Genomic DNA, 26943 nt, shown 5'->3' on the forward strand with positions numbered 1-26943 from the left:
TGCGCTTTGATCCCTGAGACTGGAGTCACGGACAGGGGCCCTGGCCGGGTCAGTAGCGGGCTGCGTAAGGGTGGAGCTGCATCCCGGCCATCCAGCTCAATTGGGTCACGCCGATACCCTCGTCCGGGTTCAGCGCCTGCACTACCTGGCCGTTGCCCAGGTAGATGGCCACGTGATAGAAGCCCGGGGCTGAGCCCCAGACCAGCAGGTCGCCGCGTCGTGCCTGGGAGATCGGCACGTGAACGGGAGCTGCCGCGTACTGTTGCGCAGCGGTGCGCGGCAGGTACTTGCCCGCGGCGGCGAAGGCCGTTTGCACGAGACCGGAGCAGTCAAAGCCGTTGGGGCCGGTGCCGCCGTAGTGGTAGAAGTACGGCGCCCCCACCTTGGACATCGCCACGGAGATGGCTGTCTCGTTGGACCCGCCCGGCGCTGGGGCTGGTGTTGGCTCGGGAGCAGGCGCAGGCGCAGGCGCCGGAGCAGGTGCAGGGGCCGGTGCAGGCGCGGGTGCTGGAGCTGGCGCGGGTGCTGGGGCTGGCGCGGGTGCTGGAGCTGGCGCGGGTGCTGGGGCTGGCGCGGGTGCTGGAGCTGGCGCGGGTGCTGGGGCTGGCGCGGGTGCTGGAGCAGGTTCCGCCGGCAGGTTCCCGCCGGCGGCCGGTCCGGCGGCAGGCCGGTCTGCTGCTTGCGCCGCTGCGGCCCGATCAGCAGCCGCAGTCAGTTCGGCGAGCCTGGCCTCCTCGCGCTGCCGGTCCAAGGCGTCAATGCGTGCCGATTCGAGGGCCACCGTGGTGTTCCGCAGCTGGGCGAGTTGATCCACGAGGATTGTCCGCTGCGCCGCGGCTTCGGCTACGGCCTTGGCCTGGGTGGCGTTGGCTTGTTCGGCCTCTTCTTTGCGGGCTTCGGACTTCTGGGCGGCGTCGTCAGCGGCCCGGTTGGCGTCGTCGGCGGCGGCCGTCAGGGACTGGGCTGCGGACGCTGCGGATGCGGCCGATTCGAAGGCGCGGCTCCGGCTGGCCGAAATGGCTTCCAGCGTCGCGGCCTGATGCAAGGCTTCCGCATTGCCGCTGACGAACGTGCCCAGCGTAGGGTTCAGCCCGCCGTTGCGGTAGAGGTCACCGGCGAGCTGGCCTACCTGCTTCCGGGTCCTGTCCTGCTCGTGCGTCGCAGCGGTGGCCTTGGCCGTGGCCACTTCCGCCGCCATCCTGCGGTCCTGCAGTTCCACCAGGGCTTCGCCGTAGGCGTTGTTGGCCTGCAGCGACAAGGCAAACGTGGCTTGCTGGGCGCTGGTGGCGTCTGCGAGGAGGCGTTCGATGATGGCGACCTGATCCGCCGTCGCGCGTTCACTCGCCTTAGCTGTGGCGATGTCCTCCGGGGTGGGAAGCTCCGGCGACGCCGGGCGCTGGAGACTCGGAGCCTGCGGCAGCGGCGCTGCGTGGGCGGGGAGGGCCATGGTGCCGAAAAGTACGGCGGCGGTGCAGAGCACGGCGGCCTTAAGGCCGGATCCGGTCAAACCCATTCGCAGAACCTCGCACGTAGTAAGGCTGGGGGAGCGAGGTCTGGTGGCGGTACAAGGAGCCCCTCTGCCGATCACCCAGCAGTCCGAGGCTACGTGAGCGTGTGCACTTTGGCAACACTGGTCACATCAATAACATAAACAACAAGAGTGTAATTCCGGCACATCTGGTCCGGCGTGTCGGGGAATCGACTCCCTCCGCAGGGTAGATCTCTCCATGCCCGAACCGCCGTCGGGGCCGTAGCATTGGGGGCAGTATTACAGCGATGGGGGAGCTAGCCGTGGAGCCGACATGGGGCATCGAAGGTCCAGACTTTCTGGCGTGGTACGTGACGTCGGGGTTTTTGCTGGGAGTAAGTATTTTTCTGCTTCGCCTGTTCACAGGCGGTCTGCTCCCGCTCCGGCGAAAGGTTGACCCGCATTCCCTGGTTCCGCTCGATCTGGCCTACCTGAGCGGCGGCCCGCTCCACGCGGTGGCCGTCAGCCATTGGCTCTGGACTAACCCAAGCAGCGGACAATTGTCGCCGGAAGACCGGCGATTCCTGGACGCCAACTGGCAGGATCCCTTGTTTCAGGCTGTTTCCGGCGCCGCAGCGAACGCAGCGGCCACTCCTAAGTCCTGCAGCGCCGATGCCTCCGTCCAGGGGCGCCTCCACGACCGCCACGCCCGACTGGCCCGGCTCGGGCTGTTGCGCAGCCGCGGCGTCATGCTTGTCCTTCGCGTCCTGAAATGGGCCATCATCCTGCTTCTGGTTCTCGGTGTGGTGCGCGTGGTATCGGGCATGCTGAACGGCCGCGCAACCACCGACCTGGTGGGTGCAGTCATCGCAGGCCTCTTCGCCCTGTTTGTCCTGGCCCTAAAAATCCCCACCATCACGCATCCCGGTATCCAATCGCTTCGTGAACTCCGGCGGCAGAACCAGGACCTCCGGCCCGACAGGCCGGCCGGTTACTCCGGAGCCTTCCCCGCACGGGTTGCGCTGGGCGCGGCGCTTTTTGGCACTGCCGGCCTGTGGGTGGCCGCACCTGCCTACGCCGCCACCATGGGCATTCCGGCGGCCGGCGCGGGTGCCGGAGCGGGGACCTATTACGGGGACCCGGTGTCATCCTCGGGCTCATCTTCGGGCAGCGGCGGCAGCTCGTCCTGCAGCGGCGGCGGCAGCTGTGGTGGCGGCGGCTGTGGTGGCTGATGGTGGCTGACGGTGGGTTGCTATCGCCCGGCCTTGGGATCGGCTGGCGGCCGGGCCTGGCCGGACCCATCGCGCGGCTGTCAGGCCTGTCCTTTGTCGAGGCAGTGGCTGAAAATCTGCACAATCACGGCCGGGGCATCGAGGTCCCGGCACCGTTGCAAGAGCTGATCGACGGCGGTGCGACCGTCGTCGTCCATGGAATCTCACTGTCCCTGGGGTCCGCCGGCGAGGTGGACCCAGCCCGGCTGGCGCACCTGCGGAAAGCCGGAGAGGCTGTCCGTGCTCCGTTCGTCAGCGAGCACATCGCCTTCGTCCGCTCCGGCGGCCAGGTCCCGGCAGGGGCACCGCATGCCGATCTCCTTGAAGCCGGCCACCTGTTGCCCGTGCCGCGGAACAACGACTCGTTGCTGGTCCTGACAGCCAATGTGCGGCAGGCGCAGGCCGGCCTGGACGTGCCGCTCGCCCTGGAGCCCATCGCGGCACTGGCCGAATGGCCGGACAACACCATGACCGAGGGACAGTTCCTGTCCGAACTGCTGGAGCGGACAGGTGCGCTGCTGGTGCTCGATGTGGCCAATGTGTACGCCAACGCCGTAAACAACCGCCGGGATCCCTTGGAGGCCCTCCTTGAATTTCCGCTCGAACGGATTGCGTACTGCCACCTAGCCGGCGGAGCGGTGCAGGACGGCCTCTATCAGGACACACACCAGGAACCGGTACCCCGGGAAGTCTTGGAACTTGCCGCCGAACTCGCCAGGGTCACGGGGCCCCTGCCGCTGATGCTGGAGCGGGATGGCAATTTCCCGCCGGAGCAAGTCTTCTTTGCTGAGCTGGACGCTATTGCTGACGCCGCCGGTATTCCGCGCGTGACGCCGGGGGCTCAGGCCCGGGGCCTGGCCTGATGCGGGCGGAATCCAGGCTGGCGGCGGCACGTTCGGCGTTGGCCGTACGGCAGCAGGAGCTGGTGACCGCGCTGGTGGCCGACGGTCCTGTTCCCGAGGGATTTGATCCCGAACGTGTGTCGGCTGTCCGGTTGGGGCTGGCCCGGAAACGGCTGGGTGGCCTGGGGCAGCATTTTCCGGCGCTGGTGGCCGCCGTACGCGCCGATCCTGCACTATGGGACCTGTATTTCGGCTGGCACATTACGCACCAGCCCCAAGCTCGGCCTGGCTATTTTGCTGATGGTGCCGGCCTGATCGATTTTCTGGATGGGGCGGGGAACCTTCCCGCAGCTGCCACCAGGGAGGCTCTGATGCTGCGGATGGACACCGCGCCGGGAATGGATGGGGAGCGGATCCCGGCCACGTGGGTTGGGCTCCGCCGGGTACGTGTGGCGGGTGCCCGTTGGTGGGCTGCCGGAAGTCACCGCCGCTGGGTTTGGCTGAGCGGTCCCCGCTGACTAGGCGTGCTGGCGCGACTCGTGCTCCGAGTGGCTGGCGGGTTCCAGCTGGAAAGTGCAGTGCTCGGTGTCAAAGTGGGAGCCCAGACAGGTGGTGAGCTTGTCCAGGAGCTGGTCGGCGCCGCGGGCATTAAGGACGCCGTCCTCCACCACCACGTGGGCCGAAAATACCGGCACGCCGGACGTGATCGTCCAGATGTGGATGTCATGGACGTCAACCACTCCGTCAACGCTGAGGATGTGCTCGCGGATCATCTGCACCTCCACGCCTTTGGGGGTCGCCTCCAGGAGGACGTCCACCACATCGCGCAGCAGGCTCCAGGCCCGCGGCAGGATCATCAGGGCGATGAGCACGGAGGCGATGGTGTCGGCCGCCTGGTAGCCGGTGAACAGAATGACCAGCGCAGCGACGATAACGGCGACTGAGCCCAGCAGGTCGCCCAGCACTTCAAGGTAGGCGCCCCGGACGTTCAGGCTGTCCTGGTGCGCGCCTCGCAGGATCAGCAGCGAGACCAGGTTGGCTACGGCGCCCAGGATGGCGGCGAAGAGCATGATGTCGGTGTGGACATCGGGCGCGGAGCCGATCCGTCGGATGGCCTCGGTGAAGATGACCACCGAGATGACAATCAGGATCAGCGCGTTGGCCAGGGCGGCCAATACCTCGGCCCGCTGGTAGCCGTAGGTCCGCTGATCGCTCGCCGGGCGTCCCGCGATCCAGGCGGCCAGGAGTGCGATGGTCACGCCAGCCGCATCGGAGAGCATGTGGCCGGCGTCCGCCAGCAGGGCCAATGATCCGGACAGCGCCGCGCCCACAACCTGGACCACCACCACCGCCAGTGTGATGGCCAGGACGGCGATGAGCCTCTTGCGGTGGCGGCCTGTCGCCGTGATCCCGTGTGTGTGGCTGTGGTCGTGTCCCATGCCTATAAGGCTAGTCCCAGCCGAGCTCGTGCAGCCGCCTGTCGTCGATGCCGAAGTGGTGGGCTATCTCGTGGACCACCGTCACAGCCACTTCCTGGATCACCTCGTCGCGGGACCCGCAGATGTCCAGGATGGGCTGGCGGAAAATGGTGATCCGGTCCGGCAACGAACCGGCATCCCACCATGAATCCCGCTCCGTCAAGGGAACACCCTCATAGAGACCCAGCAGAACGGTCTCCGGGTCCTCGCCCGGGCCGGGCACGTAGTCGTCCTCGACAAACACCGCCACGTTGTCCATGGCCGCCGCAAGCTTGGCGGGGATCAGGCCCAGGGCATCCGTGACGGCGGCTTCGAAATCGTCAGCGGACATCTCAAACGGACTCGGCTCTTGCGGGCCGTCCGGGATGATGGGCAGTCCGGGCGGCAGGTTGGCGGGCATAAGCAGACTCTAGTCCGCAGCCGGGTTGGCGCGCATACTGAAACCCGTCCTTGACTGCCTAGTGAGGAGCCGGATGTCTATCCGCCATCGCATTTTTGCCGCCGCCTATGACAGGCTGTCGGCCCCTCTGGAGCGCCGGGAGCTCGCTCCGCGCCGGGCGCGGCTGCTCTCCGGGCTGACGGGAACTGTGGTGGACGTCGGTTCAGGCACCGGGGCCAACCTGCGGCACTTCCGTCAGGCCGAGCGGGTAATCCTCGTGGAACCGGACCGCTACATGCGGGCCAGATTGAGCTCCCGACTCGGGGAGTCATTGGTTCCGGTGGAGGTTTCCGACGCCGATGCGGAGCACCTGCCGCTGCCGGACGGCGCTGCGGACGCCGTCGTGTTCACCCTGGTGCTGTGCTCGGTGCCGGATCAGCGGCTTGCCCTGTTGGAGGCCCGCAGGGTGCTCAAACCCGGCGGGACCCTCGCGGTGCTGGAACATGTCCGCGGGCAGGGCCGTGCGGGCCGCTGGCAGGACAGGCTGGACGGTCTTTGGGGCCGATGTGTGGCGCCGGGTTGCCACCTCAACCGGAACACGGTGGCATCCATCGGCGAGGCCGGGTTCGAATTCACGGAAGTCAGCAGGTTTGAGGCTCCGGCGGTTGCCCTGGCCACGCCGATTATCGCGGGTACGGCAGTGCCGCGGCCGGCGGTTCGCTGAGCCGCTTACCGGGACCTGCGGCGCGTCAGGCCCACGCCCACCAGGCAGACCACCCCGCCCACGAGGCCCAGCACGGCGGGGACTTCGCTGAGGAGCAGCCACGAGATCAGGATGGTGGTGCCCGGCACCAGGTATGTGGTGGCCGCCAGCTTTCCGGCGTCAATCAGGGACAGTGCGTAGGCCCAGGTGGTGAAGGCGATGGCAGTGGGGAAGATGCCCAGGTACACCAGGCCCAGTGTTGCCGGCAGCGGTGCCGACTGCAGCTCGGACACCAGCTGGCCGCTGAAGGGCAGGCAACAGACTGCCCCCACCATGATGCCGAACCAGGTGGCCTGGCCCGCCGGGAACTTCCGCAACACCGGCTTCTGGATGATGACGCTGACGGCGGCGAGTACGGCGGCAAGGAGGCAGAGCAGCACGCCCGCCACATCCGCCGTCGAACGTTCCCCGGAACCTGAGCCGGATCCGAGCGCGATCAGCGCAACTCCGCCGAACGCCACCAGGCTCCCGATAATCAGCCAGCGCGGGAAGCCCTCCTTCAGGAAGAATCCGGCCATGATGGCGATCAGGATGGGGTTGACGTTGATCAGCAAGGCGGCGGTCCCGGCGTCCAGCAGGTGTTCCGCGGCGTTGAGGGCCACATTGTAGCCGCCGAACCACATCACGCCGTACCCCAGGATGGGCCACCATTCGCGGCCTCGGGGCAGCACCTTGCTTTTGGCCAGCTGCGGCAGCACCAGTGCGCCGAGTACGACGGCGGCAACCGCCAGCCTGCCCAGGGTCAGGGAACCGGGGGAGAAGGTGGGGCCGATGGCCCGGATCCCCACGAATGCCGAAGCCCAGAGCACCACGGTGACCACCACGGCAGCGACGCCGAGGGCGTTTGTACGGGCCGGTGGTGGGCGAAGCGCCGCCGTGGTTGCTGCGCTGGAAGGTGTGCTTGAAACCATGCTGCCAATCTATCCCCGCGGCATCGGCGGCAGCTGGCGGGAATCGGTCACGTCTAGTCGAGTTTCTGCCAATCCCGGGCCGACCACTCCAACAGGCGCTCCAGGGGCCAGGTGGTAACGATGCGCTCCGCGGGAACGTTGTTGTGCGCGGCGCGGGCGGCCCCGTGCTGGAGGAAGTCGAGCTGGCCCGGAGCGTGGGCGTCGCTGTCGATCGAGAACAGGCAGCCGGCGTCGAGGGCCAGCTGGATCAGGTCGTCCGGTGGGTCCTGCCGCTCGGGGCGGGAGTTGATCTCGACCGCCACGTTGTATTCCGCGCACGCCGCGAATACCTCCCGGGCGTCGAAGTCCGATTGCGGCCGCGTGCCACGGGAGCCCTCCACCAGGCGGCCGGTGCAGTGGCCGAGCACATTGGTCTGGGGGTTCTGGATGCCCTGGAGCATCCGCTGGGTCATGGTGGGGCGGTCCGCCCGAAGCTTCGAATGGACGCTTGCCACCACAATATCCAGCCGGTCCAGCATGTCCGGCGACTGGTCCAGTTCGCCGGTTTCCAGGATGTCCACCTCGATGCCGGTCAGGAGCCGGAATCCGTCCTCTTTGCCGTCAACTGCGGAGGCGGCGTTGATGGCGGCCACAACGTCGAGCTGTTCGGTGAGGCGCTCGGCGCTGAGCCCGTTGGCGATGGTCAGGTTGGGGGAGTGGTCCGTCAGTGCAAGGTATTCGCGGCCCAGGAGGCGGGCGGCGTCTGCCATGAGCTGGATGGGGGAGCCGCCGTCGGACCAGTCGCTGTGGCTGTGGAGGTCCCCGCGGAGTGCTGCGTGGAGCTCGGCCCCACCGTCCACCAGGGGTGCCACGCCGCGCTGGCGCAGGTCCTCAAGGTACTCGGGCACCTCGCCGTCCACGGCCTGCAGGACCACTTGGTATGTCCTGTCGCCGATGCCCTTCATGCTCTTGAGCCTGCCGTCCCGGGCCCTGGCTGCCACCTCGGAAGGGTCAAGCCCGGCGATGATCCCGGCCGCCTTCCGGAAGGCCTGGACCTTGAAGGTGGCAGCGCGTTCCCGTTCCAACCAGAAAGCAATTTCATTGAGTGCGGCGACGGCATCCATCTGTCCATCTTCGCCTGTTCCGGCCGCTTGGGTCAGGTCTCTCTGGGCCGATTTTGAGATATTCCCGCCGAGGCCCTATAGTTTTAGAGTCCAGTTCGGAGCAACTGCAAAACGAAAAGACTGAGGGCCTCGGCTCGAAGCCTTTTATTTTGTGCCGAACGGGTTCTGGCCCCCATCGTCTAGCGGCCTAGGACACCGCCCTTTCACGGCGGCGGCACGGGTTCGAATCCCGTTGGGGGTACGCAAGGAACTGGTCTGGCAGGCTGAAAACGTCTGGTAAGCTGGAAGTCTTGAAAAAAGCGGTAGCGATGCCGCGAAGCAAGAAAATCAAGGCCCTGTAGCGCAGTTGGTTAGCGCGCCGCCCTGTCACGGCGGAGGTCGCGGGTTCAAGTCCCGTCAGGGTCGCTCTGATTGCCAGAAGAAATTCCGGCGGTCAAGGTGACGTGTCACCTAGGCTCTGTAGCTCAGTTGGTAGAGCGTTCGACTGAAAATCGAAAGGTCACCGGATCGACGCCGGTCGGAGCCACCACTGGGAAGCATCAGTTCTTCGGAACTGGTGCTTTTCTTCTTTAACCCGGCACCCACCTGGGCAACCCACCCTCCCGCCCTTCTCCTCCTTCTCCTCCCTCCCCTTTCACCCCACCTTCGGATTTTTTGTCCAGATAATCACCGATTTTCGCGCTTTTCAGGGCAATAAGTGGACAAAAACTCAGCACTGGGGCGGGGCGGGCTCTTGTGCGAGGAGGCGGACTCTCCCGCAGATTCCGACGCCGGAACTCACGTTAGAGATAGGGTTGGGAGCAACAGAAGGGGGAGTGCCTGATGGAATACCAGAACCCACAACCCGATGCGGGCGTCGAGCGCCAGCTTGCTACCAGCCACCATGCCACCAGCCAGGCGTCCATGCCCGGGCATGGACGCACCGTGATCGCTGAGACCGCCGTGGCAAAAGTTGCCGGCATCGCTGCCCGTGCCGTGCCCGGCGTCTATTCTTTGGGCTCGACCCCGTCCCGGGCGCTGGGAGCCATCCGGGACGCCGTCGGCAGTTCGGACCATGCTGCCGGTGTCCGCGCCGAGGTCGGCGAGACGCAGGTGGCGGTGGACATCAGTCTGGTGGCCTCCTACGGCACGCCCCTGCATTCCCTGGCCAATCAGGTCAGATCAGCCGTTTACCGCGCGGTCGAGGAACTCGTCGGCCTGCAGGTCATTGAAGTGAACGTCGAAATAACCGATGTCTATGTGGCGCCGCCGGTGAAGGCCGGAGCCCCTGCCGTCGCCGTCGTCGAGAGGGAGGCACTGCTGTGAATCTGACCGTTGTGGGGATCGCCATGGGCGCCTTCGTAGCGTTTATGTCCTTCCAGTTCGGGCTGTGGGGCTTCCTGGTCTCGCTCCTCTTTATGGCCGTCGGCGCCCTCCTGGGCCGCGCAGCGGAAGGGAAACTTGACCTGCGCGGCGTCCTGGATGCCATCACCGGCCGGCGCTCCTCGTCATGACGTCAGCGGCACCCTTCGCGGGGCAGGTCCTGAGCGGACACAACCGCATCAGCACGCAGGCCTTGACCAGCCTTGCCAGGACGGCGGCCGCGGAAGCCCTCGGTGTGGAGCCCCACGACGTCCGGGCGGACTGGGCGGACGACGACGGCCTGCTGGCTTTGTCTCTGGTGTCACCGATCAGGATCCCGCCGCTGGCTACCGTGCTCAGGGATGCCGGCCGGGTCACCGCGTTCGGCGGTTCCATTTGGGACCGGACGGTCGCTGCTAAATCCAGGATCCTTTCGACGGTTACAGCCCTCAGCGGCGCCCGTCTCAGCAGGGTGGACATCCGCATCAGCGGCGTGAAGCCGATCGAGGGAGGCAGGGTCCAGTGAGCGGTGGATCAGTTGACCAGGACTTGGCGGATTCGAGGCAAGCAAGCCGCGCCCGGACTGACCGGCAACCCGACATGCGCAGGGTGGTCTACCGGGAAACCCATTCCTCGCGGGCAGCAGTGGCAACGCTGGCAGCCGTCCTGGTGATGGGGCTGGCCGGCTACGGTCTTCTCGAATCGGCCGTGCACGCCATCGGACAGCCGGCTTGGCTGATTGAACCGCAACTGGCGGCGGAGCGCATCGTTGCACTTCCGGTGGGCATCCCGCCGTTGCTGCTCGGTGCCAGCGGCGCCGTAGTAGCCATGGTCGGACTGTTTTTCCTGCTCAACGCCATCCTGCCGGGAAGACGCGCCCGGCACGTGCTGAACGGTACCGGAAGCTCGTCCGCAGTGGTGGTCGACGACGAGGTGATCGCCTCCGCCCTGGCGCGCAGCGCGCGGCTCGCCGCCAATGTCACCCCGGAACAGGTCATGGTAGTGGTGTCACGGCGGCAGGTCATCGTGAACGTGCGCCCCACCTCAGGGGTTCCAGTGGCCGAAGCGGCGGTGCTGTCCGCGGTCCAGAACGAGCTCAGCGGGATGTCTCTGGTCCCGTTGCCTGACGTCCGCGTCAACATTTCCACCGTAGGAGTGATTGGAGCATGACGTCCACACCCTCACTCCTCAACAGGATCCTGCTGGGCATCCTCGGACTCAAGCTGCTCGCCGTAGGCGTCCTGCTCGTCCTGCTGGCCACGGTTCCACCAGTCGGCACTTGGTGGCATGACTGGTCCGGATCGGTCTGGCGCAGCGTCAACCAGTCCTTCGATAACACCCGCATTCCGGGACGGCCGGAAAGCTGGCTCTGGATTGTGATGGCCCTTGCCCTGGTGATTCTGATCGGGCTCATGGTTGCCTGGATCGCGCAGCAGGGCAAAGGCCGGAGCAACCTGCTGGTGGCCGAGTACGATCCCGGGACTGTGGCCGGAGACGTGCGGATCAGCGGGGGAGTGGCCGAACAGGCGTTGAAGCACGCCTTGGCGGAACGGCCCGATCTGGCGGGTGCCACGGTGGCAACTTACGATGTCAAGGGCAGCCCGGCCTTGAAAATCCGGCTCCAGCCGCGCCAGGGCGTGGCGCCGCACCTCCTGGCGGCCGAGGTCTCTGCCCTCGTGGATGCCTTGGACCAGGTGGTGGGAAAGCCGACGCCTGTCCTGATCCACATCGGTGCCGGGGCCAGGACACGGTTCAGCCGGGCCGAACGCGTCCGTTAGTGTGATGCGGGGGACATCTGATCGTGCCGATGCCGGCGGACATCGCCTGGCAAAGGGCCACCACCACTGTCCGGATGGAATGACCGGGGAATCTAGGAGAACACCATGAGCGAGCAAGTAACTGGCAGCGGAGCAGCAAACGAAGGCGTCGAAAGCGCGGCAGAAAAGGCCAAGGAGTTCGCTGGCGAGGCTGCAGAGAGCGTGAAGGAATTCGCTGGCGAGGCTGCGGAAAACGTGAAGGAATTCTTCGACGGTGACGTGGCTGAGAACGCCAAGGAACTCGCCGGTGACGTGGCCGAAAACGCCAAGGAACTTGCTGGCGACGTTACTGAAAACGCCAAGGAACTCACTGGCAATGTGACTGAGAATGTGAAGGGCTTTGGCGCTAAGATCGCCGGGCTGTTCAAGGGCGGCAAGTAGCGTGTAGCCCTTGCCTGGAAAGACGCCGCGCTCCTTTGGGAGCGCGGCGTCTTTTGATGTTCCGGCAGCGGTGCGTCCCGGGTCAGACGGCCAGCAGGTAAACCGTGCAATTGGGCGGCACGGATGATGCTGCCTGTGCAGCAACATCCGAAGCGCTGGAAAGTGCCACGGCATACCCGTGAGGAACAGGGACCGGGGCCGGTCCCAGGTTGCTCAGTACCAGGACGTCCCGGTTGTGGAAGGCCAGCACACCACGCGTGGGCTGATGGACATCAGCCCACTGGAACGTTCCGGATCCAATGCCGTGGTCGGCGCGAAGCGCCAGCGCGGAGCGGTAGAGCTCCAGTGTGGAACCTTCGACGCCCTCCTGCCGGTCTGCAGCATATTCGCCAAAAATTTCGGGCTGAGGAAGCCACGGGGCCGCGGGCATGCCGTGATCTTCGCCGCCGGTGGAGGTGCCGCCGTCGTTCTGTGCCCCGCCGGTGAACGTGGCTGCGAAGCCGAAACCGGGCTCATCCGCTTTCCACGGGAGAGGTACGCGGCAGCCGTCCCGGCCGATTTCCGCGCCGTTGGTCCGGAAGAAGGTGGGATCCTGGCGGCTCCCATCCGGCAGGGTGGTGTGCTCCGGAAGTCCCAGTTCCTCTCCCTGATAGACGTAGGCAGAGCCGGGGAGCGCAAAGGAAACCAGGCTGGCAGCGCGGGCGCGCGCCAGTCCGAGGGCTTCGTCCGGCTGCTCGTCCCCGGCCCCGACGCCCTTGGGAAAGATGGTGGGATCCTTCAGCCCGAACCTGGTGGTGTGGCGGACGGTGTCGTGGTTGCTGACGACCCAGGTGGACGGCGCCCCCACGGAAGCGGCCGCCTCCAGGGATGACTCGATGGCTTCGGCCATGCGCTCCGCATCCCAGCCAGCCAGTAGGAAATCGAAGTTGAAGGCCTGTTGCATCTCATCCTTGCGGATATACCGGGCCAGCCGTTCCGCCGGTTCCACCCAAGCCTCGGCAACCAGCATGCGGTTGCCGTCATAAGAGGCAAGCACGCGGTTCCAGTCGCGGTAGATGTCATGGACACCGTCCTGGTCAAAGAACGGCGACGGCGGATACTGCGGCGACACAGCACGGTGGGGCTCCTGCGCGTCAGTGTGCGCGCCGGGGGCGTCACCGGGCGGCATGTGATGAGATTCCCGGGCTGCGTCGGAAGCGCCTTCCACCATGGCCGCCACGCCTTCCCAATCGGGAAGGCCCTCTTCCTTGACCATGCCGTGGGCGACGTCCACGCGGAAACCGTCCACCCCGCGGTCCAGCCAGAAGCGCATCACGGAGCGCATCTCCTCCTGCACCTCTGCGTTGGTCCAGTTCAGATCCGGCTGTTTGGTGTCGAAAAGGTGAAGGTACCAGTCGCCAGGGGTGCCGTCGGCTTCTGTGACCCGGCTCCAGGCGGGGCCGCCGAAGATCGACCTCCAGTTGTTCGGTGCCAGGCTCCCGTCGCCGGAACCGGGGACCTCGTCCTTGCCTGGGCGGAACATGTAGCGGTCCCGCTGCCTGGATCCGGGTGGGGATGCCAGGGCCTCGATGAACCAGACGTGCTCGTCCGACGTGTGGTTCGGGACCAAGTCAACAATGACTTTGAGTCCCAGGCCGTGAGCATTCTGCAACATTGCGTCAAAGTCCGCCAAGGTCCCGAAAAGGGGGGCCACTTCACGGTAGTTGGCAACGTCGTAGCCGGCGTCCGCCTGGGGCGACTTGTAGAACGGAGAAAGCCACACGGCGTCAACGCCCAGGCGCTGCAGATAAGGCAAACGCGCCGTAACTCCGGGGAGATCACCGATCCCGTCACCGTTGCTATCCGCGAAGGAACGTGGGTAGACCTGGTACACCACAGCGCTGGCCCACCATGCCGTGATGCCGGAACCGGGGGTGGGAACGGGTGTGGGGAGCATTTGGTTCCTCTCGTGTAACGTTTTGATGTAAACGCTTGCATTTCTCACCGCAACGTTACTAGTGTGATGGTCACCACATCAAGCGCACCTACTATTTACTTGTCACTCAGCGAGGAGCCTCAAGCAATGAAATCCCGTAACTTCTTACTCCCGGCAGCAACAGCCGGCATCCTGGCCCTGACGCTCTCCGCCTGTGGTGGCGGCGGCGGCGGGACCACCGGCGGCGGAGGCACCGATGCCGACGCCAACCTGGACGGCCGCGGGCCCATCACTTACGTACAGGGCAAGGACAACAGTAACGTTGTCCGCCCTCTGATCGAGAAGTGGAACGCCGCCCACCCCAACGAGAAGGTCACGTTCAAAGAGCAGACCGAAAGCGCGGACCAGCAGCACGACGACCTGGTCCAGAACTTCCAGGCGAAGAACGTCAACTACGACGTCATGAGCGTTGACCTCGTGTGGACCGCTGAGTTCGCTGCCAAGGGTTGGCTTCAGCCGCTCAAGGACAAGATGGCAGTCAAGACGGACGATGTCCTGAAGCCCGTCGTGGACGGTGCCTCCTACAAGGGCACCCTGTACACGGCTCCACAGAGCTCCGACGGCGGCATGCTCTACTACCGCAAGGACCTCGTACCCACCCCGCCGAAGACGTGGGACGAGATGATGAGCATGTGCTCCATCGCTAAAGCCAACAACATCGGCTGTTTCGCTGGCCAATACGCACAGTATGAAGGCCTCACGGTGAACGCTTCCGAGGCCATCAACTCCGCCGGCGGATCCGTTCTGGACAAGGACGGCAAGCCCAGCCTGAACACAGCGGGTGCCAAGGCGGGCCTAGAAAATCTTGCCAAGGCCTATGCGGACGGAAACATTCCGAAGGAAGCCATCACGTACAAGGAAGAGCTGGGCCGCCAGGCATTCCAGGAGGGCAAGCTGCTGTTCCACCGCAACTGGCCCTACGTCTACAACCTGGCCACCACTGAAGCTTCCTCCACCGTCAAGGACAAGCTCGGCCTGGCTCCACTGCCCGGCAAGTCCGGCCCCGGTGCTTCCTCCCTCGGCGGCCACAATGTCGGTGTGAGCGTCTACTCGAAGAACAAGGCCACGGCGCTTGATTTCCTGAAGTTCATCATGTCCGAGGAAACCCAGAAGTTCTACGCCACGCAGGGGTCGCTCGCTCCGGTCCTCACCCGGCTCTACGAAGACAAGGAACTCGTGGCCAAGCTTCCGTACCTGCCTGTACTGAAGACGTCTATCGAAAATGCTGTGCCGCGCCCCGTTACGCCGTTCTATCCAGCTGTAACCAAGGCCATTCAGGAAAACGCCTACGCGGCCATCAAGGGTGAGAAGCCCGTGGAGCAGGCGCTGTCTGACATGCAGAAGTCCATCGAGTCTGCTGGCGCAGGATCGTAGCTCAGCCATGGCAACCGAAGTAGGCCCGACGCCGGTCAAGTCACCGGCGTCGGGCGGGACCCCAATCCACCACGCACCCAAGGGTGTAGGCGAGGACAACAGGATCGCAAGCCAGGGCCGGTGGGCTTCCTGGCTCCTGGCCCCCACCATCATCGCCCTCGGCATCGTGATCGTATACCCGATCATCAGCGCCATCGTGATGTCCTTCCAGAAGGATGCTGGCCTTGATCCCCTCACGGGACTCTTCACGGCCGGCGGCCCGGCAGGCATCCAGAACTACGTCAACTGGCTGGCCCAGCAGTGCGCGGCCCCGGGCGGCGGAACACTCTCATGCCCGCAGGGAACGCTTGGCTCACAGTTCTGGTCGGCCACAGCCACCACGTTTTTCTTCACGATCGTCACCGTAACGCTGGAAACGGTGCTGGGCTTCTGGATGGCAATCATCATGGCCCGGACCTTCAAGGGCCGCAGCGCGGTGCGCGCCGCCGTGCTGGTCCCCTGGGCCATCCCCACCGCCGTGACGGCCAAGCTGTGGTTCTTCATCTTCGCTTTTGAGGGCATCGCGAACAAGCTGTTCAACACCACGATTCTGTGGACAGGCAGCGAATGGCCAGCCAAGTGGGCAGTCATCATCGCCGACGTTTGGAAGACCACCCCCTTCATGGCCCTGCTGATCCTGGCCGGCCTGCAGATGATCCCGGCCGATGTCTACGAGGCGGCAAAGGTGGACGGTGCCTCTGCATGGCAGCGGTTCCGAATGATCACCCTGCCACTGGTGAAGCCGGCACTCATGGTTGCTGTCCTCTTCCGCACCCTGGATGCCCTGCGTATGTTCGACCTTCCGTACATCCTCACGGGGGGCGCCAACAACACCACCACGCTGTCCATCCTGGTGATCAACCAGATCAGGCAAGGGTTCAACGCGGCCGCCGCATTGTCCACCATCACCTTCATCATCATCTTCCTTGTCGCCTTCATCTTCGTCCGGTTCCTCGGGGCGAACGTCGTGGAGCAGCAGACCGGCACGGGTAAGGGTAAGAAATGACCACTGCAACGACCGCCCTCCGCGCCGAGCAGGACAGGGGCCGCAAGACTGCCCAGAACCGGGAGAAATGGGCGCAAGGGCGGACCTATATCAGCGCCGCGGTCATCCTGATCTGGTGCCTCGCTCCCGCTTACTGGATGGTGGTGACGGCCTTCAGGGAAGTCGCCTACACTTACGACACCTCGATTCTGCCCACGCATGTCACGCTAGATAACTTCAACACGGCATTCGATACTTCATTCGGCAACCGCTTCGGCCAGGCGTTGCTGAACAGTGTGTTCATCGGGCTTGTGGTCACCCTCATCTCGCTGGTGATCGGCGTCTTTGCGGCGTACGCGCTGGCACGGCTGAACTTCCGGGGCAAGTTCCTAGTACTGGGCTTCATCCTGGGGGCATCCATGTTCCCCGGCGTCGCCCTCATCACCCCGCTGTTTCAGCTGTTCACAAACATCGGCTGGATCGGCACCTACCAGGCACTGATCATTCCGAATATCTCGTTTGTACTGCCGCTGACCGTTTACACGATGACGTCCTTCTTCCGCGAAATGCCGTGGGAACTCGAGGAGTCAGCACGCGTGGACGGCTGCACCCAGGGGCAGGCTTTCCGGAAGGTGATCATGCCGCTCGCGGCGCCGGCCATCTTTACCACGGCGATTTTGGCATTCATCTCCTCCTGGAACGAATTCCTTATCGCGAGCCAGCTCTCCAATGACAAGACGCAGCCCGTCACAGTGGCAATTGCGAACTTCGCCGGCGCCCAGCCGATGCAGATTCCTTACACCGCCATCATGGCCGCCGGAACCATCGTCACCATTCCGCTGGTGATCCTGGTACTCGTCTTCCAGCGCAAAATCGTCGCGGGCCTCACCGCCGGTGCAGTCAAGTGACGGTGGAGCTGTGAGCCAGAAGTCCAACCTCGGCAATGTGCGGCGCGAAAACCGCCGGGTCCGCTCCGGTGAGGACTTCGACATCATCATCGGATTCCTCGGCTTCTGGGCGGTGGTGCTCCTGGTGGTCACCGTCTGGATGGAGGTGACGGCGCAGCCGGCCCTCGGCTGGGCACTGGGGCTGCTGGCCATGTTGCTGGCGCTCTACGGGATGATCAGGCTGCGCAGGCGCCTTCCCCAGAGGACGGCGACCCGCCGAGGCTGACGGCTGGTCCGTCATATGCGGTGCCCCGATGCGCGCGAGGTGGGGCAATTCCCTAGTGAGCCATTAGGCTTCTGCGGACAGTCTAAAAGGGGAAATGGTGGCACGGACAACTGAGAGGTCTCAACGAGGCGGCCACAGCGGCGTCAGCATTGAGGACGTGGCGGCAGCCGCAGGCGTATCCACTGCCACCGTTTCCCGGGCCGTGCGCGGGTTGCCCAGGGTTTCGCCCGCCACCCGGGAGAAGATCCTCGAGGTGGCTGGTGCCCTGGGTTATGTGGCGTCATCGTCGGCGTCAGGACTGGCCACCGGCCGCACCAAGACCATTGGCGTCCTGGCACCGTTCGTGAGCCGCTGGTTCTTCTCCAAGGCCATTGAGGGCGCGGACCGCGAACTTCACGCCCGCCACTACAACCTTTCCCTCTTCAACCTGGGCGGACACGGCAGCAACCGCGAACGCCTCTTCAGTAAAACCATGGTGTACAAACAGATTGACGCCCTGCTTGTCCTTTGTATGGCCCTCAGCCCCGACGAGCTGGACCACCTCCAGAAGATTGATATCCCGTTGATCGTGGTGGGCGGCCATGTGGAGGAGTGTGCGTACATCGGCATCGATGACTACGCCGCCTCGTCCACAGCCGTCCGGCATCTGATCGACCTCGGACACCGGGACATTGCCCTCCTGCATGGCGACGACGAAACGGACCTTAACTTCGACGTTCCCCGCGTGCGGATCCTGGCTTTCAAGGACGTCATGGCAGGAGCAGGGCTGCCCACCCGCCCCGAGTGGGACGAATGGGGCGACTTCACGGTCCGCAGCGGACAGGAGGCATTCCGGCGCCTCTGGGCCCGGCCGGGCCCCAAGCCAACAGCCATCTTCTGCGCCTCCGACGAAATGGCCATGGGCGTCATCTTCGAAGCCGCACGCGTGGGCGTACGGGTCCCTGAGGACCTCTCGGTGGTGGGGATCGATGACCACGATTTCGCCGACGCGATGGGCCTGACCACAGTGGGACAGCGGCCCGATGAACAGGCCGAGCTGGCCACCAAGATGCTCCTCGATGAACTGGACGGCACGGTCGGGGCGGTCCGGTCCGCCGTCGCGCCCCACCAGCTCATCATCAGGCGTACGACGGCGCCGCCTCCTTCCTGAGGAGGCGTGGCGGGGCATCCCAGCCAGGAAGCCGTGGTCAGGAAGCCGCTGTCGCGACGCCGCTGTCGCGACGTGGCGCTCAGGACGCGGCGGTCAGGACGCGCGGGCGAGCTGCCGGATGGGAATCCAGCGGGAAGCCAGCCGGCGGTAGGCCGCCGCCGCGCCCGTCATGTCGCCGTCCGCCAGGCATTCGATGCCCAGCCGGATGTCCATGGGCGACTCGTCCGGGTAGACCTTGTCCGCCACGGCGCCGTAGTCGAGTTCCACCATGGAATTGACGTGGAACAGCGCCAGCCATTCGGTCAGCTGGGCGAGGTCGTCCAGCATGTCCAGGTCCGGGGCGGCCAATGCCAGGTGCGCCACGGCGTATCGTGCCCGCTCCATGGCTTCGGTGATGGGAGCCCACACCCTGACGGTGAGGATGCGCCCGCCCGATTCCACCACGTCCTTATGGTCGCTTTCCGTAAACAGCGAGAACCAGCTGAAGGGGATGCCCCAGGTGGAGGCGCGGGTATGCACGCGGATGGCGCCGTCTCGGGCTTTGACCTGGTCAATCCGTTCCTGGTGCTTGTCCCGCTGCTCTTCCGGAATCAGCATTTCGGCCAACGGGCCGTGGATGCCTTCCATGAGGGCATTGGCGGCGAGGCCGGCGCGCAGGACCAGCTGGCTGGGGCAGTACAGCAGGACGCGCCCGGTCCCAGCGTCGTGCCCAGCGACCCCAGTGTCAGGCTCAGTGCCGGAACCGGAGCCGGTCCCTGCACTCAAACCGGCCTCGGCACCCGGGCTGGCGGCAGCACCGGGGCCCGCGGCAGCACCGGCGTCGGACATTCCTGCCTGCGGGGTCCGCCCGGGCGGTACTCCGGGAATGCTGGTGACCCGGACCAGGTCCGTCCGCCCGGTGGGGAAGGGGTCCCCGCCCGAGCGGGTGATCCGGCCCAGCGAGGCCAGCAGTTCGGCGTTTTCGACGGCGGCCCGGGAGGCCGTGCGGGCACCGGCGGTCCGGATGGCGTTCCGCTGTCCTTCCGGGAAGGCGTCCAGCGGTTCGTAGACGCGCAGGGTGGAGGAGAATGGCAGGCCGGCCTGCCCCCGGTAGAGGTTGCCCGTCATTACAGTCTCCCTTCCTGGGCCCCGGCTGCAGCCATCAGTCCGCCAGGTCCACCAGAACGGGGGCGTGGTCCGAGGCGCCCTTGCCCTTGCGTTCCTCGCGGTCGATCGATGCGCCCGTGACGCGGGCCGCCAACGCGGGGGAGCCAAGGACAAAGTCGATGCGCATCCCCTCCTTTTTGGGGAAGCGCAGCTGGGTGTAATCCCAGTAGGTGTACACGCCGGGACCGGGCGTGTACTGGCGTGCCACGTCGGTGAAGCCGACTTCTGCAAACGCGTGGAAAGCCGCGCGCTCCGGCGGGCTGGCGTGGGTATAGCCCTGGGACAGGAAAAGGTCGATGTCCCAGACGTCCTCATCCAGGGGCGCGATGTTCCAGTCGCCCATCAGGGCAACCTGGGCGTCCGGGTTCGCGGTGACCAGGCCCTGGGCGTGGTCCTTGAGGGATGCGAGCCATTTGAGCTTGTACGGCATGTGTTCGTCGTCCAGGGAGCGGCCGTTGGGCACGTAGAGGCTCCAGACCCGGACGCCGCCGCACGTGGCAGCCATGGCGCGGGCCTCCTGGACGGGGTCCTTGCCGGCCTTCCCGAACGGGGGCTGGTCCAGGAACGTGCGCTCCACGTCTTCAAGGCCAACCCGGGACGCGATGGCCACGCCGTTCCACTGGCTCACACCGAAGTGGGCCACCTCGTAGCCCATGCGTTCGAACAGCTCCCACGGGAAGTTTTCGTCCTTGCATTTGGTCTCCTGGATGGCCAGGACGTCGCAATCGCTGCGCTGCAGCCAGGCCTCCACACGGTCGGCGCGGGCACGGAGGGAGTTCACATTCCAGGTAGCAATCTTCACAGTCCCTAACTTACCGAACTTGTTGCCCGGAGGCGTTGCCGCGGCCGGGAAAGCCCGCGCAGGCCGTTGTCCACCCGCTGCCGGGGGAGTCTGGAATTTAGTAGGAAGTCCGAGTATATTCGCTTTCAGAGATGAGTTGGATCACATGCGAAGGAGCATTGCATCATGGTGCGCGAACTATCCCATTATGTGGACGGCCAACGGGTGGCGGGGACATCCGGCCGCTTCAGTGACGTTTTTGACCCCTGCACGGGCCAGGTCCAGGCGCGCCTGCCCCTGGCCAGCGGGGAGGAGGTCCGGAATGTGGTGGCAGCCGCGGAGAAGGCGCAGGTCCAGTGGGGCGCCATGAACCCGCAGCGCCGCGGCCGGATCCTGCTTAAATTCGTTGACCTCGTCAACGAGAACATGGATGAACTAGCCACGCTGCTGTCCTCTGAACACGGGAAGACGTTCGCCGATTCCAAGGGCGATATCCAGCGCGGCATTGAAGTGGTGGAGTTCGCAGCGGGCGCCCCGCACTTGCTCAAAGGCGAGTTCTCCGACGACGCCGGTGCAGGCATCGACGTCCACTCGCTTCGCCAGCCCCTTGGGGTGGTCGCAGGCATCACTCCGTTCAACTTCCCGGCCATGATCCCCCTGTGGAAGTCCGGCCCTGCCCTCGCCGCCGGCAACGCCTTCATCCTCAAGCCCTCCGAACGGGACCCCTCGGTTCCGTTGCGCCTGGCCGAACTGTTCACCGAGGCCGGGTTGCCGGACGGGGTGTTCAACGTGGTCAACGGGGATAAGGAAGCCGTTGACGCGTTGCTGGAAGATCCCCGCGTAAAGGCCATCGGCTTTGTGGGTTCAACACCCATCGCACAGTACATCTACGCCACCGCTGCCGCCCACGGGAAGCGCGCCCAATGCTTCGGCGGGGCCAAGAACCACATGGTGATCATGCCGGACGCGGACCTGGACATGGCCGCCGACGCCCTGATCGGCGCCGGCTTCGGCTCCGCCGGCGAGCGCTGCATGGCCATTTCCGTGGCCGTCCCGGTGGGGGAGAAGACCGCGGACGCGCTGGTATCCAAGCTGACCGAGCGCGTCAAACACCTCAGGGTGGGCCACAGCCTGGACAAGGACTCGGACTTCGGGCCCGTGGTGGCGGCGAGTGCCAAGGAACGGATCGAGGGCTACATCCAGTCCGGCGTGGACGAGGGTGCCACCCTGCTGGCCGATGGTCGCGGCCTCACGGTGGAAGGATACGACGACGGCTTCTGGGTTGGACCCACGCTCTTCGACCACGTCACCAAGGGCATGAAGATCTACCAGGAGGAAATCTTCGGACCCGTCCTCAGCGTGCTCCGCGCCGCCGATTACGACGAAGCCCTCCGGCTATGCTCCGAGCATGAATTCGGGAACGGCGTGGCCATCTTCACCCGCGACGGCGACGCCGCCCGCGACTTCGCCAGCCGGGTGGAGGTGGGAATGGTTGGCATCAACGTGCCCATTCCGGTTCCCATCGCCTACTACACGTTTGGCGGATGGAAAGCGTCCGGTTTCGGCGACCTGAACCAGCACGGCGCTGATGCGTTCCGTTTCTACACCAAGACCAAAACGGTCACCACGCGCTGGCCGTCCGGGATCCGCCAGGGCGCCAGCTTCATCATGCCGGAAGGCAGCTGATGACCGGTCTCCCGCCGGAAACAGGCAGTGCGGAAACAGGCAGTGCGGAAGCAGGCACCGCGGAGGCAAGCGTCGGGGAAGCCAGTACCGCCGAGGTGCTCTTCGGACGCCGCGGCCACCTGGGCATCATCACGCTCAACCGGCCCAAGGCCGTCAACGCCCTGAACGCCGGCATGGTGGACGCCATGCTGGGGCAGCTCACGGCCTGGGCGGACGACGACGGTGTGGGCACCGTCCTGGTGCAAGGCGCCGGCGAGCGTGGCCTCTGCGCCGGGGGCGACATTGTGGCGATCTACCGGGACATCCTTGGCGGCGGGACGGAAACGGCTGACTTCTGGCAGGCCGAATACCGGCTGAACTCCCTGATTGCCGCGTACCCCAAGCCTTATGTGGCCTTTATGGACGGCCTCGTGCTGGGCGGCGGCGTGGGAATCTCCGCGCACGGCTCGGTGCGGGTGGTCACCGAACGGACCCGGATGGGCATGCCGGAGACCACCATCGGTTTTGTGCCCGACGTCGGCGGGACCCTGCTGCTTGCACACGCGCCGGGGGAGTCGGGGACCCATGCGGCACTGACGGGCGCGCACCTGAGCGGCGGTGATGCGTTGTTCCTGGGCCTCGCGGACCACCTGGTGCCGTCCGGCAGCCTCGCCGCACTGGCGGCGGCGCTGGAAAACGAAACGGCGGAAGCCGCCGTCGTACGCTTCACGGCCGAGGCTCCGGGCTCAGCGCTGGAGGCCCAGCGCGAATGGATCGACTCCTGTTATGCCTCCGACGACGCCGAGGAGATCGTCCGGGGGCTGCGTACATCCGGCGTGGCTGCCGCGGCAGCTGCGGACACGATCGAAGCCAAATCGCCGATCGCTGTCAAAGTGGCGCTGGAATCGCTGCGCCGGGTGAAGGGCCTGACCCTGGACGAAGCGTTGGCCCAGGAATTCAGGGTGGGGCTCCGATGCCTGGCCGGGCCTGATTTCCGCGAAGGCATCCGGGCGCAGGTGGTGGACAAAGACCGGAACCCGCAATGGAAACCGGCCGCACTTTCCGAGGTGAATGCGGCCGACGTCGAGAGGTACTTTGCGCCGTTGGGCGACCGTGAGCTGGCACTTCAGTCAAAGGAGACAGGAAATGTCTGAGAACCTTCCGTCCATGGACTCGGCGCCGCAAAAAGCGCATGTCGCCTTCCTTGGCCTCGGCCATATGGGTGGGCCCATGGCCATCAACCTGGTGCAGGCCGGGTACAGAGTGGTGGGGTTTGACGTAGTACCGGCGGCCCTGGAAACGGCGCGGGCACACGGCATCCCCACAGTGGACTCCGCCGCGGAAGCCATTGCCGGAGCCGATGTGGTGCTGACCATGCTTCCCAGTGGCAAACACTTGCTGGACGCCTACCGCGGGGTGGGTGGACAGCCAGGATTGCTCTCCGTGGCCGGGCCGGACACGCTGTTTCTGGACTGTTCCACCATCAATGTGGACGAGGCCAGGGAAGCTTCCGCGCTCGCCCTGGGCGCCGGCCACCGTGCCATGGACGCCCCGGTTTCCGGCGGTGTGGTGGGGGCCGAGGCCGGCACCCTGACATTTATGGTGGGCGCGCCGCCGGAGGATTTCGAGTCTGTGAAACCGCTGCTTGAGGTGATGGGCAAGCGGATAGTGCACTGCGGCGATCACGGGGCGGGGCAAGCCGCGAAGGTCTGCAACAACATGATCCTGGGAGTGTCCATGATCGCCGTCAGCGAGGCGTTTGTGCTGGGGGAGAAGCTGGGGCTGACGCATCAGGCACTGTTCGACGTCGCCTCTGCGGCGTCAGGCCAATGCTGGGCACTGACCACCAATTGCCCCGTGCCGGGGCCTGTTCCCACCAGCCCGGCCAACCGGGATTACCAGCCGGGCTTTGCCGGAGCGCTGATGGCCAAGGACCTCAAACTGGCCCTGAATGCGCTGGAAAGCACCGGGGTTGCCGCCCGCCTTGGACCCCTGGCCTCGGAGATTTACGATACCTTTGCCGCTGAGGGCGGCGCAGATCGGGACTTCTCCGGCATCATCACGGACATTCGGGACAAGTCAGGCCGGTAGCATTGGCGGCAGCCTGGCTCGACGGCACGGAAGACCAACCACGTAAGGGGTCAGGCATGACAGAGCAGTACAGGAACATCCTGGTGGAGCGCCGCGGGCGGGTGGGCCTGGTGACCTTAAACCGGCCGGAAGCCCTGAACGCGCTGAACAAGGCCACACTGGATGAGCTGGTGGCTGCCGTGTCCGCCTTGGATACGGATCCTGAGGTGGGTGCCGTGGTGATCACCGGCTCCGGCAAGGCATTCGCGGCCGGTGCAGACATCAAGGAAATGGCGTCCAAGGGCTACATGGACATGTACGCGGCCGACTGGTTCCGGGGTTGGGAAGACCTGACCCGGCTCAGGATCCCTCTTGTTGCCGCGGTTTCCGGCTTTGCCTTGGGCGGGGGCTGCGAACTGGCCATGATGTGCGATTTCATCATTGCCGGAGAGAACGCCAAGTTCGGCCAGCCGGAAATCAACCTGGGTGTCCTTCCCGGCATGGGCGGCTCGCAGCGGCTCACCCGTGCGGTGGGCAAAGCCAAGGCTATGGACATGATTCTGACCGGCCGGTTCATGGGCGCGGAAGAAGCCGAACGTTCCGGTCTGGTTTCCCGGGTGGTCCCGGCGTCGGACGTGGTTGAGGAAGCACTGAAAGCCGCCGAGGTGATTGCATCCAAGTCCAAGCCGGTGGCCATGGTGGCCAAGGAAGCCGTCAACTCCGCGTTCGAAACCGGGCTGGCGCAGGGCGTTCTTTTTGAGCGCCGTGTATTCCACTCGCTGTTCGCCACCGAAGACCAGAAAGAAGGCATGGCCGCTTTCACCGAGAAGCGCCAGCCCGTGTTCAAGCACCGCTAAATTCAGATCCCCGGTGGCCAGCCACCGGGGATCCGCGGGTGCATCTGAACCCCAGAGTCAGCCAACGGATGACTATCATTCCACTGACCCGACGCCCCGGCGGGGTCCAGGCCCCCAAACACATCCTGCACTCAGTCGGCCAGGAGGAGCCCACGCCATGGGTTCACGAGGGCTATGAATTGCTCCATGTTCTCAACGGGAATCTCCGGATGGTGCTCGGCGAGCAGGACTTTGTTGTGGCCGCCGGAGAGGCCGTGGAAGTCGGCACCCGTATCCACTGGTTTGGCTGCGCTGACGCCATGCCGGTGGAGTTCCTCAGTCTGTTTGGCCGCCAAGGCGAGCGGATGCACGTCCGGGCATAAGCTGGGCCCTGATCTGGCGATGGTCGGGAGCGTCGTTCTGCTGGCCTCTCATTATTTCTGGCTCGCTGATCCCTACTTACTATCCTCTGGTTGAGGAGCCTGGGCCCTGGTGAATGTGAGGCGCTGGTGCTCCTTGGCCACCCTTTGGACGAAGAGACAAGAAATGATAACGCCCGGCCAGAATGCCAGGAAAAGCGTCATGCTAACCATGAGCTCGATCCAGGACAAGACCGTGAGGACCAGCGGTACTGTGCGGAAATAGATTCTGACGTGAGCGCGGAGGACATGAGGCTCAGCGATGGGAGCGCCAGGATCCAAGCCGTCAGCGCCCACCAACGGAAACCGCGACGAGGGATCTCGGAGCCTGCCTTGTTGAGGGCTCGATAGCTCCCGAGCCATTCCACGCCGACGCATGTAACGTAGGACATCCCAGCGACGAGAACACCCCAGCCAAACACCAGAACCGTTACATCCGTGGCGGTGCTGGGTGCATCGAAGGCCAGGAGGATCACAAAGATGATCAGGATTAGCGCGACGAAAGCTGCAGCTGCTGCTCCGATACGATCTCTGAGCTTGAGTTGTCGGAGTCGAGCCCACGACACTGCGTTGCGAGTTACGTAGCCTACGCAAAGCACCAAAATGACATTACCGATCCACATAGAAGCGCCGGAGTCCAATCGGATGCGTGAGACATAGTTGGTCAGCCCCGTGGTCCAGTCAGTGGGCACTCCGGTACTGAACAGTAGCGTTACGATCATGACGATAAGCAGAAGGCTGATGCCTGTCGAGATGCCTTTTGCGGTCCAATGGCGGATTGGTCCGAAGCGGTAAGTCGCAATCAGCTTGAACTGACTGCCAACGGCGAGAACAAGCCCCATCACAGTGCTCAGGGTGATCACCACGCCGACTATATTCAGCCAGCTGGCCCCGCCCGCGGCCCCAGGCCCAGTGGCCCAAGTGCTAAATCCCCAGTACAAGAGTCCGCACCACACGCCAAGGAGGGTTGCTGTTGCAAGGTACTTTTCCCCGACATGCCGAATCTGGGGAAGGCAGCGCGGCAGGAACCATCCCAGTCCCCGGGCGAATGTCACTGCTTCGCTGAAGTAACGGTGGGCAACCCACCACCGACTCGCGATGGTACGGCTGGGCACCTTTGATACGGCAGCGAGTTGTCGCGACAGTGCGGCGTCCAACACTTCATCACGCCGTTCTTCTAGCTCCCGTTCAAGCACAGCACGGTCCGGGGCGGCGGTCAGCGCCTGCAGAAAGTCGAACACAGCGGTTGACTCTTCGGCGGTGATAGCCGCTGGTTCAGGCCCAAGCATTCGGGGGATAGCGCTCATTTCGGACTGAGAGCGCTTTCGCTCATCGAGTCGACGACGATGGAGTTCATACTCCGCAGCTTGACGAAACTCGATGCCCCAGTGCGGAGACTTCACTGAACGCGCACCAACGATAAGAATTGCTGCAGTGAAGAAAATCATGACTAAGCTGCAACCCCAGCCGATCCACAAGATGATGTCCATGCGACAGAATCTAATGATGGGGTCCGACATTTGGGGAGGCGAGCTCCTTCACCACAGGTACGACGATGCCGGCCTCCGCTACGTCA

29 protein-coding genes and 3 tRNA genes are annotated in these 26943 nt (G+C 65.0%); 23 read left to right on the forward strand and 9 right to left on the reverse strand.

Features of this window, described 5'->3' with window-relative positions:
* Positions 1–49 precede the first annotated feature (49 nt).
* Complete coding sequence (locus tag ACQCSW_RS03145; protein WP_426989456.1) at positions 50–1513, reverse strand: C40 family peptidase; 1464 nt, start codon at positions 1511–1513, stop codon at positions 50–52.
* Between the two features lie 263 nt (positions 1514–1776).
* Between ACQCSW_RS03145 and ACQCSW_RS03150 the strand changes: the two genes are divergently transcribed.
* Genes ACQCSW_RS03150 through ACQCSW_RS03160 form a run of 3 tightly spaced genes read left to right on the forward strand, consistent with a single transcriptional unit; the run spans position 1777 to position 4099 of the window.
* Positions 1777–2700, forward strand: a complete 924-nt coding sequence (locus ACQCSW_RS03150; RefSeq protein ID WP_426989457.1) for a TIGR04222 domain-containing membrane protein — start codon at positions 1777–1779, stop codon at positions 2698–2700.
* A complete protein-coding gene (locus ACQCSW_RS03155; protein WP_426989458.1) occupies positions 2700–3602 on the forward strand; it encodes a DUF692 domain-containing protein in 903 nt (300 codons plus the stop codon). Before ACQCSW_RS03150 ends, ACQCSW_RS03155 begins: the two co-directional genes overlap by 1 nt.
* The gene (locus ACQCSW_RS03160) at positions 3602–4099 is read left to right on the forward strand and encodes a hypothetical protein (RefSeq protein ID WP_426989459.1); all 498 of its coding nucleotides are present in this window, start codon (positions 3602–3604) and stop codon (positions 4097–4099) included. Before ACQCSW_RS03155 ends, ACQCSW_RS03160 begins: the two co-directional genes overlap by 1 nt.
* Here the strand turns inward: ACQCSW_RS03160 and ACQCSW_RS03165 are convergent, their stop codons facing one another.
* Both ACQCSW_RS03165 and ACQCSW_RS03170 read right to left on the reverse strand, forming a co-directional pair.
* Positions 4100–5020: a cation diffusion facilitator family transporter gene (locus ACQCSW_RS03165; RefSeq protein ID WP_426989460.1), complete on the reverse strand. Its 921-nt coding sequence runs from the start codon at positions 5018–5020 to the stop codon at positions 4100–4102.
* A gap of 10 nt (positions 5021–5030) precedes the next feature.
* On the reverse strand, positions 5031–5459 hold the full coding sequence (locus tag ACQCSW_RS03170; protein WP_111907364.1) for a metallopeptidase family protein: 429 nt from the start codon (positions 5457–5459) through the stop codon (positions 5031–5033).
* Between the two features lie 73 nt (positions 5460–5532).
* Here ACQCSW_RS03170 and ACQCSW_RS03175 point away from each other — a divergent pair, with 73 nt between their 5' ends.
* Entirely contained in the window at positions 5533–6162 is a 630-nt protein-coding gene (locus ACQCSW_RS03175; protein WP_426989461.1) for a class I SAM-dependent methyltransferase, read from the forward strand.
* Positions 6163–6167: 5 nt separating this feature from the next.
* Here the strand turns inward: ACQCSW_RS03175 and ACQCSW_RS03180 are convergent, their stop codons facing one another.
* Together ACQCSW_RS03180 and ACQCSW_RS03185 are read right to left on the reverse strand one after the other, a co-directional pair.
* The gene (locus tag ACQCSW_RS03180; protein ID WP_426989462.1) at positions 6168–7112 is read right to left on the reverse strand and encodes a DMT family transporter; all 945 of its coding nucleotides are present in this window, start codon (positions 7110–7112) and stop codon (positions 6168–6170) included.
* 53 nt (positions 7113–7165) lie between these two features.
* Positions 7166–8215, reverse strand: a complete 1050-nt coding sequence (locus ACQCSW_RS03185) for a PHP domain-containing protein (protein WP_426989463.1) — start codon at positions 8213–8215, stop codon at positions 7166–7168.
* A gap of 168 nt (positions 8216–8383) precedes the next feature.
* On the opposite strand from ACQCSW_RS03185, the gene ACQCSW_RS03190 reads away from it, so the two are divergent.
* The 9 genes from ACQCSW_RS03190 to ACQCSW_RS03230 all read left to right on the forward strand — a co-directional run bounded on the left by ACQCSW_RS03190 (position 8384) and on the right by ACQCSW_RS03230 (position 11754).
* A tRNA-Glu gene (locus tag ACQCSW_RS03190) sits at positions 8384–8456 on the forward strand.
* A 90-nt stretch (positions 8457–8546) separates the two neighbouring features.
* Positions 8547–8620: transfer RNA gene (locus tag ACQCSW_RS03195), tRNA-Asp, on the forward strand.
* A gap of 48 nt (positions 8621–8668) precedes the next feature.
* A tRNA-Phe gene (locus ACQCSW_RS03200) sits at positions 8669–8744 on the forward strand.
* Positions 8745–9037: 293 nt separating this feature from the next.
* Entirely contained in the window at positions 9038–9520 is a 483-nt protein-coding gene (locus ACQCSW_RS03205; protein WP_426989464.1) for an Asp23/Gls24 family envelope stress response protein, read from the forward strand.
* A complete protein-coding gene (locus tag ACQCSW_RS03210; RefSeq protein WP_426989465.1) occupies positions 9517–9708 on the forward strand; it encodes a hypothetical protein in 192 nt (63 codons plus the stop codon). Before ACQCSW_RS03205 ends, ACQCSW_RS03210 begins: the two co-directional genes overlap by 4 nt.
* Entirely contained in the window at positions 9705–10082 is a 378-nt protein-coding gene (locus ACQCSW_RS03215) for a hypothetical protein (RefSeq protein WP_426989466.1), read from the forward strand. The genes ACQCSW_RS03210 and ACQCSW_RS03215 overlap by 4 nt, the downstream gene beginning before the upstream one ends.
* A 74-nt stretch (positions 10083–10156) precedes the next feature.
* On the forward strand, positions 10157–10726 hold the full coding sequence (locus tag ACQCSW_RS03220) for a DUF6286 domain-containing protein (protein ID WP_426990609.1): 570 nt from the start codon (positions 10157–10159) through the stop codon (positions 10724–10726).
* Positions 10723–11334 (forward strand): hypothetical protein, encoded by a 612-nt coding sequence (locus ACQCSW_RS03225; RefSeq protein ID WP_426989467.1) that lies wholly within the window; start codon positions 10723–10725, stop codon positions 11332–11334. The genes ACQCSW_RS03220 and ACQCSW_RS03225 overlap by 4 nt, the downstream gene beginning before the upstream one ends.
* A gap of 105 nt (positions 11335–11439) precedes the next feature.
* Complete coding sequence (locus tag ACQCSW_RS03230; protein WP_426989468.1) at positions 11440–11754, forward strand: hypothetical protein; 315 nt, start codon at positions 11440–11442, stop codon at positions 11752–11754.
* 82 nt (positions 11755–11836) lie between these two features.
* On the opposite strand, the gene ACQCSW_RS03235 is transcribed toward ACQCSW_RS03230, so the two are convergent.
* Positions 11837–13690, reverse strand: a complete 1854-nt coding sequence (locus tag ACQCSW_RS03235; RefSeq protein WP_426989469.1) for an alpha-amylase family glycosyl hydrolase — start codon at positions 13688–13690, stop codon at positions 11837–11839.
* Between the two features lie 126 nt (positions 13691–13816).
* On the opposite strand from ACQCSW_RS03235, the gene ACQCSW_RS03240 reads away from it, so the two are divergent.
* From ACQCSW_RS03240 to ACQCSW_RS03260, 5 genes are all read left to right on the forward strand, one after another.
* Positions 13817–15103: an ABC transporter substrate-binding protein gene (locus ACQCSW_RS03240; RefSeq protein WP_426989470.1), complete on the forward strand. Its 1287-nt coding sequence runs from the start codon at positions 13817–13819 to the stop codon at positions 15101–15103.
* A 7-nt stretch (positions 15104–15110) separates the two neighbouring features.
* Positions 15111–16148: a carbohydrate ABC transporter permease gene (locus tag ACQCSW_RS03245; RefSeq protein WP_426989471.1), complete on the forward strand. Its 1038-nt coding sequence runs from the start codon at positions 15111–15113 to the stop codon at positions 16146–16148.
* Complete coding sequence (locus tag ACQCSW_RS03250) at positions 16145–17035, forward strand: carbohydrate ABC transporter permease (protein ID WP_426989472.1); 891 nt, start codon at positions 16145–16147, stop codon at positions 17033–17035. Before ACQCSW_RS03245 ends, ACQCSW_RS03250 begins: the two co-directional genes overlap by 4 nt.
* Positions 17036–17045: 10 nt before the next feature.
* Positions 17046–17300, forward strand: coding sequence for a hypothetical protein (locus ACQCSW_RS03255; protein ID WP_426989473.1), 255 nt, complete (start codon positions 17046–17048; stop codon positions 17298–17300).
* Between the two features lie 97 nt (positions 17301–17397).
* Positions 17398–18450 carry a LacI family DNA-binding transcriptional regulator gene (locus ACQCSW_RS03260; protein ID WP_426990610.1) on the forward strand — a complete coding sequence of 351 codons (1053 nt, stop codon included), beginning with the start codon at positions 17398–17400 and terminating at the stop codon, positions 18448–18450.
* 93 nt (positions 18451–18543) lie between these two features.
* Here the strand turns inward: ACQCSW_RS03260 and ACQCSW_RS03265 are convergent, their stop codons facing one another.
* Both ACQCSW_RS03265 and ACQCSW_RS03270 read right to left on the reverse strand, forming a co-directional pair.
* On the reverse strand, positions 18544–19557 hold the full coding sequence (locus tag ACQCSW_RS03265; protein WP_426989474.1) for a hypothetical protein: 1014 nt from the start codon (positions 19555–19557) through the stop codon (positions 18544–18546).
* A gap of 34 nt (positions 19558–19591) precedes the next feature.
* On the reverse strand, positions 19592–20398 hold the full coding sequence (locus ACQCSW_RS03270) for an exodeoxyribonuclease III (RefSeq protein ID WP_426989475.1): 807 nt from the start codon (positions 20396–20398) through the stop codon (positions 19592–19594).
* Positions 20399–20563: 165 nt separating this feature from the next.
* Here ACQCSW_RS03270 and ACQCSW_RS03275 point away from each other — a divergent pair, with 165 nt between their 5' ends.
* The 5 genes from ACQCSW_RS03275 (at position 20564) to ACQCSW_RS03295 (ending at position 25331) form a co-directional block, all read left to right on the forward strand.
* A complete protein-coding gene (locus ACQCSW_RS03275) occupies positions 20564–22063 on the forward strand; it encodes a CoA-acylating methylmalonate-semialdehyde dehydrogenase (protein WP_426989476.1) in 1500 nt (499 codons plus the stop codon).
* Entirely contained in the window at positions 22063–23196 is a 1134-nt protein-coding gene (locus ACQCSW_RS03280; RefSeq protein ID WP_426989477.1) for an enoyl-CoA hydratase/isomerase family protein, read from the forward strand. The genes ACQCSW_RS03275 and ACQCSW_RS03280 overlap by 1 nt, the downstream gene beginning before the upstream one ends.
* Entirely contained in the window at positions 23189–24133 is a 945-nt protein-coding gene (gene mmsB, locus ACQCSW_RS03285; RefSeq protein WP_426989478.1) for a 3-hydroxyisobutyrate dehydrogenase, read from the forward strand. The genes ACQCSW_RS03280 and mmsB overlap by 8 nt, the downstream gene beginning before the upstream one ends.
* A 56-nt stretch (positions 24134–24189) precedes the next feature.
* Entirely contained in the window at positions 24190–24969 is a 780-nt protein-coding gene (locus ACQCSW_RS03290) for an enoyl-CoA hydratase (RefSeq protein WP_426989479.1), read from the forward strand.
* A gap of 68 nt (positions 24970–25037) precedes the next feature.
* Complete coding sequence (locus tag ACQCSW_RS03295) at positions 25038–25331, forward strand: cupin domain-containing protein (protein WP_426989480.1); 294 nt, start codon at positions 25038–25040, stop codon at positions 25329–25331.
* A 197-nt stretch (positions 25332–25528) separates the two neighbouring features.
* Here ACQCSW_RS03295 and ACQCSW_RS03300 read toward each other — a convergent pair whose 3' ends face one another.
* The gene (locus ACQCSW_RS03300; RefSeq protein ID WP_426989481.1) at positions 25529–26857 is read right to left on the reverse strand and encodes a hypothetical protein; all 1329 of its coding nucleotides are present in this window, start codon (positions 26855–26857) and stop codon (positions 25529–25531) included.
* Positions 26858–26943: the final 86 nt, after the last annotated feature.

The sequence above is a fragment of the Pseudarthrobacter sp. Y6 genome (assembly GCF_050156205.1).
Lineage (GTDB): Bacteria > Actinomycetota > Actinomycetes > Actinomycetales > Micrococcaceae > Arthrobacter.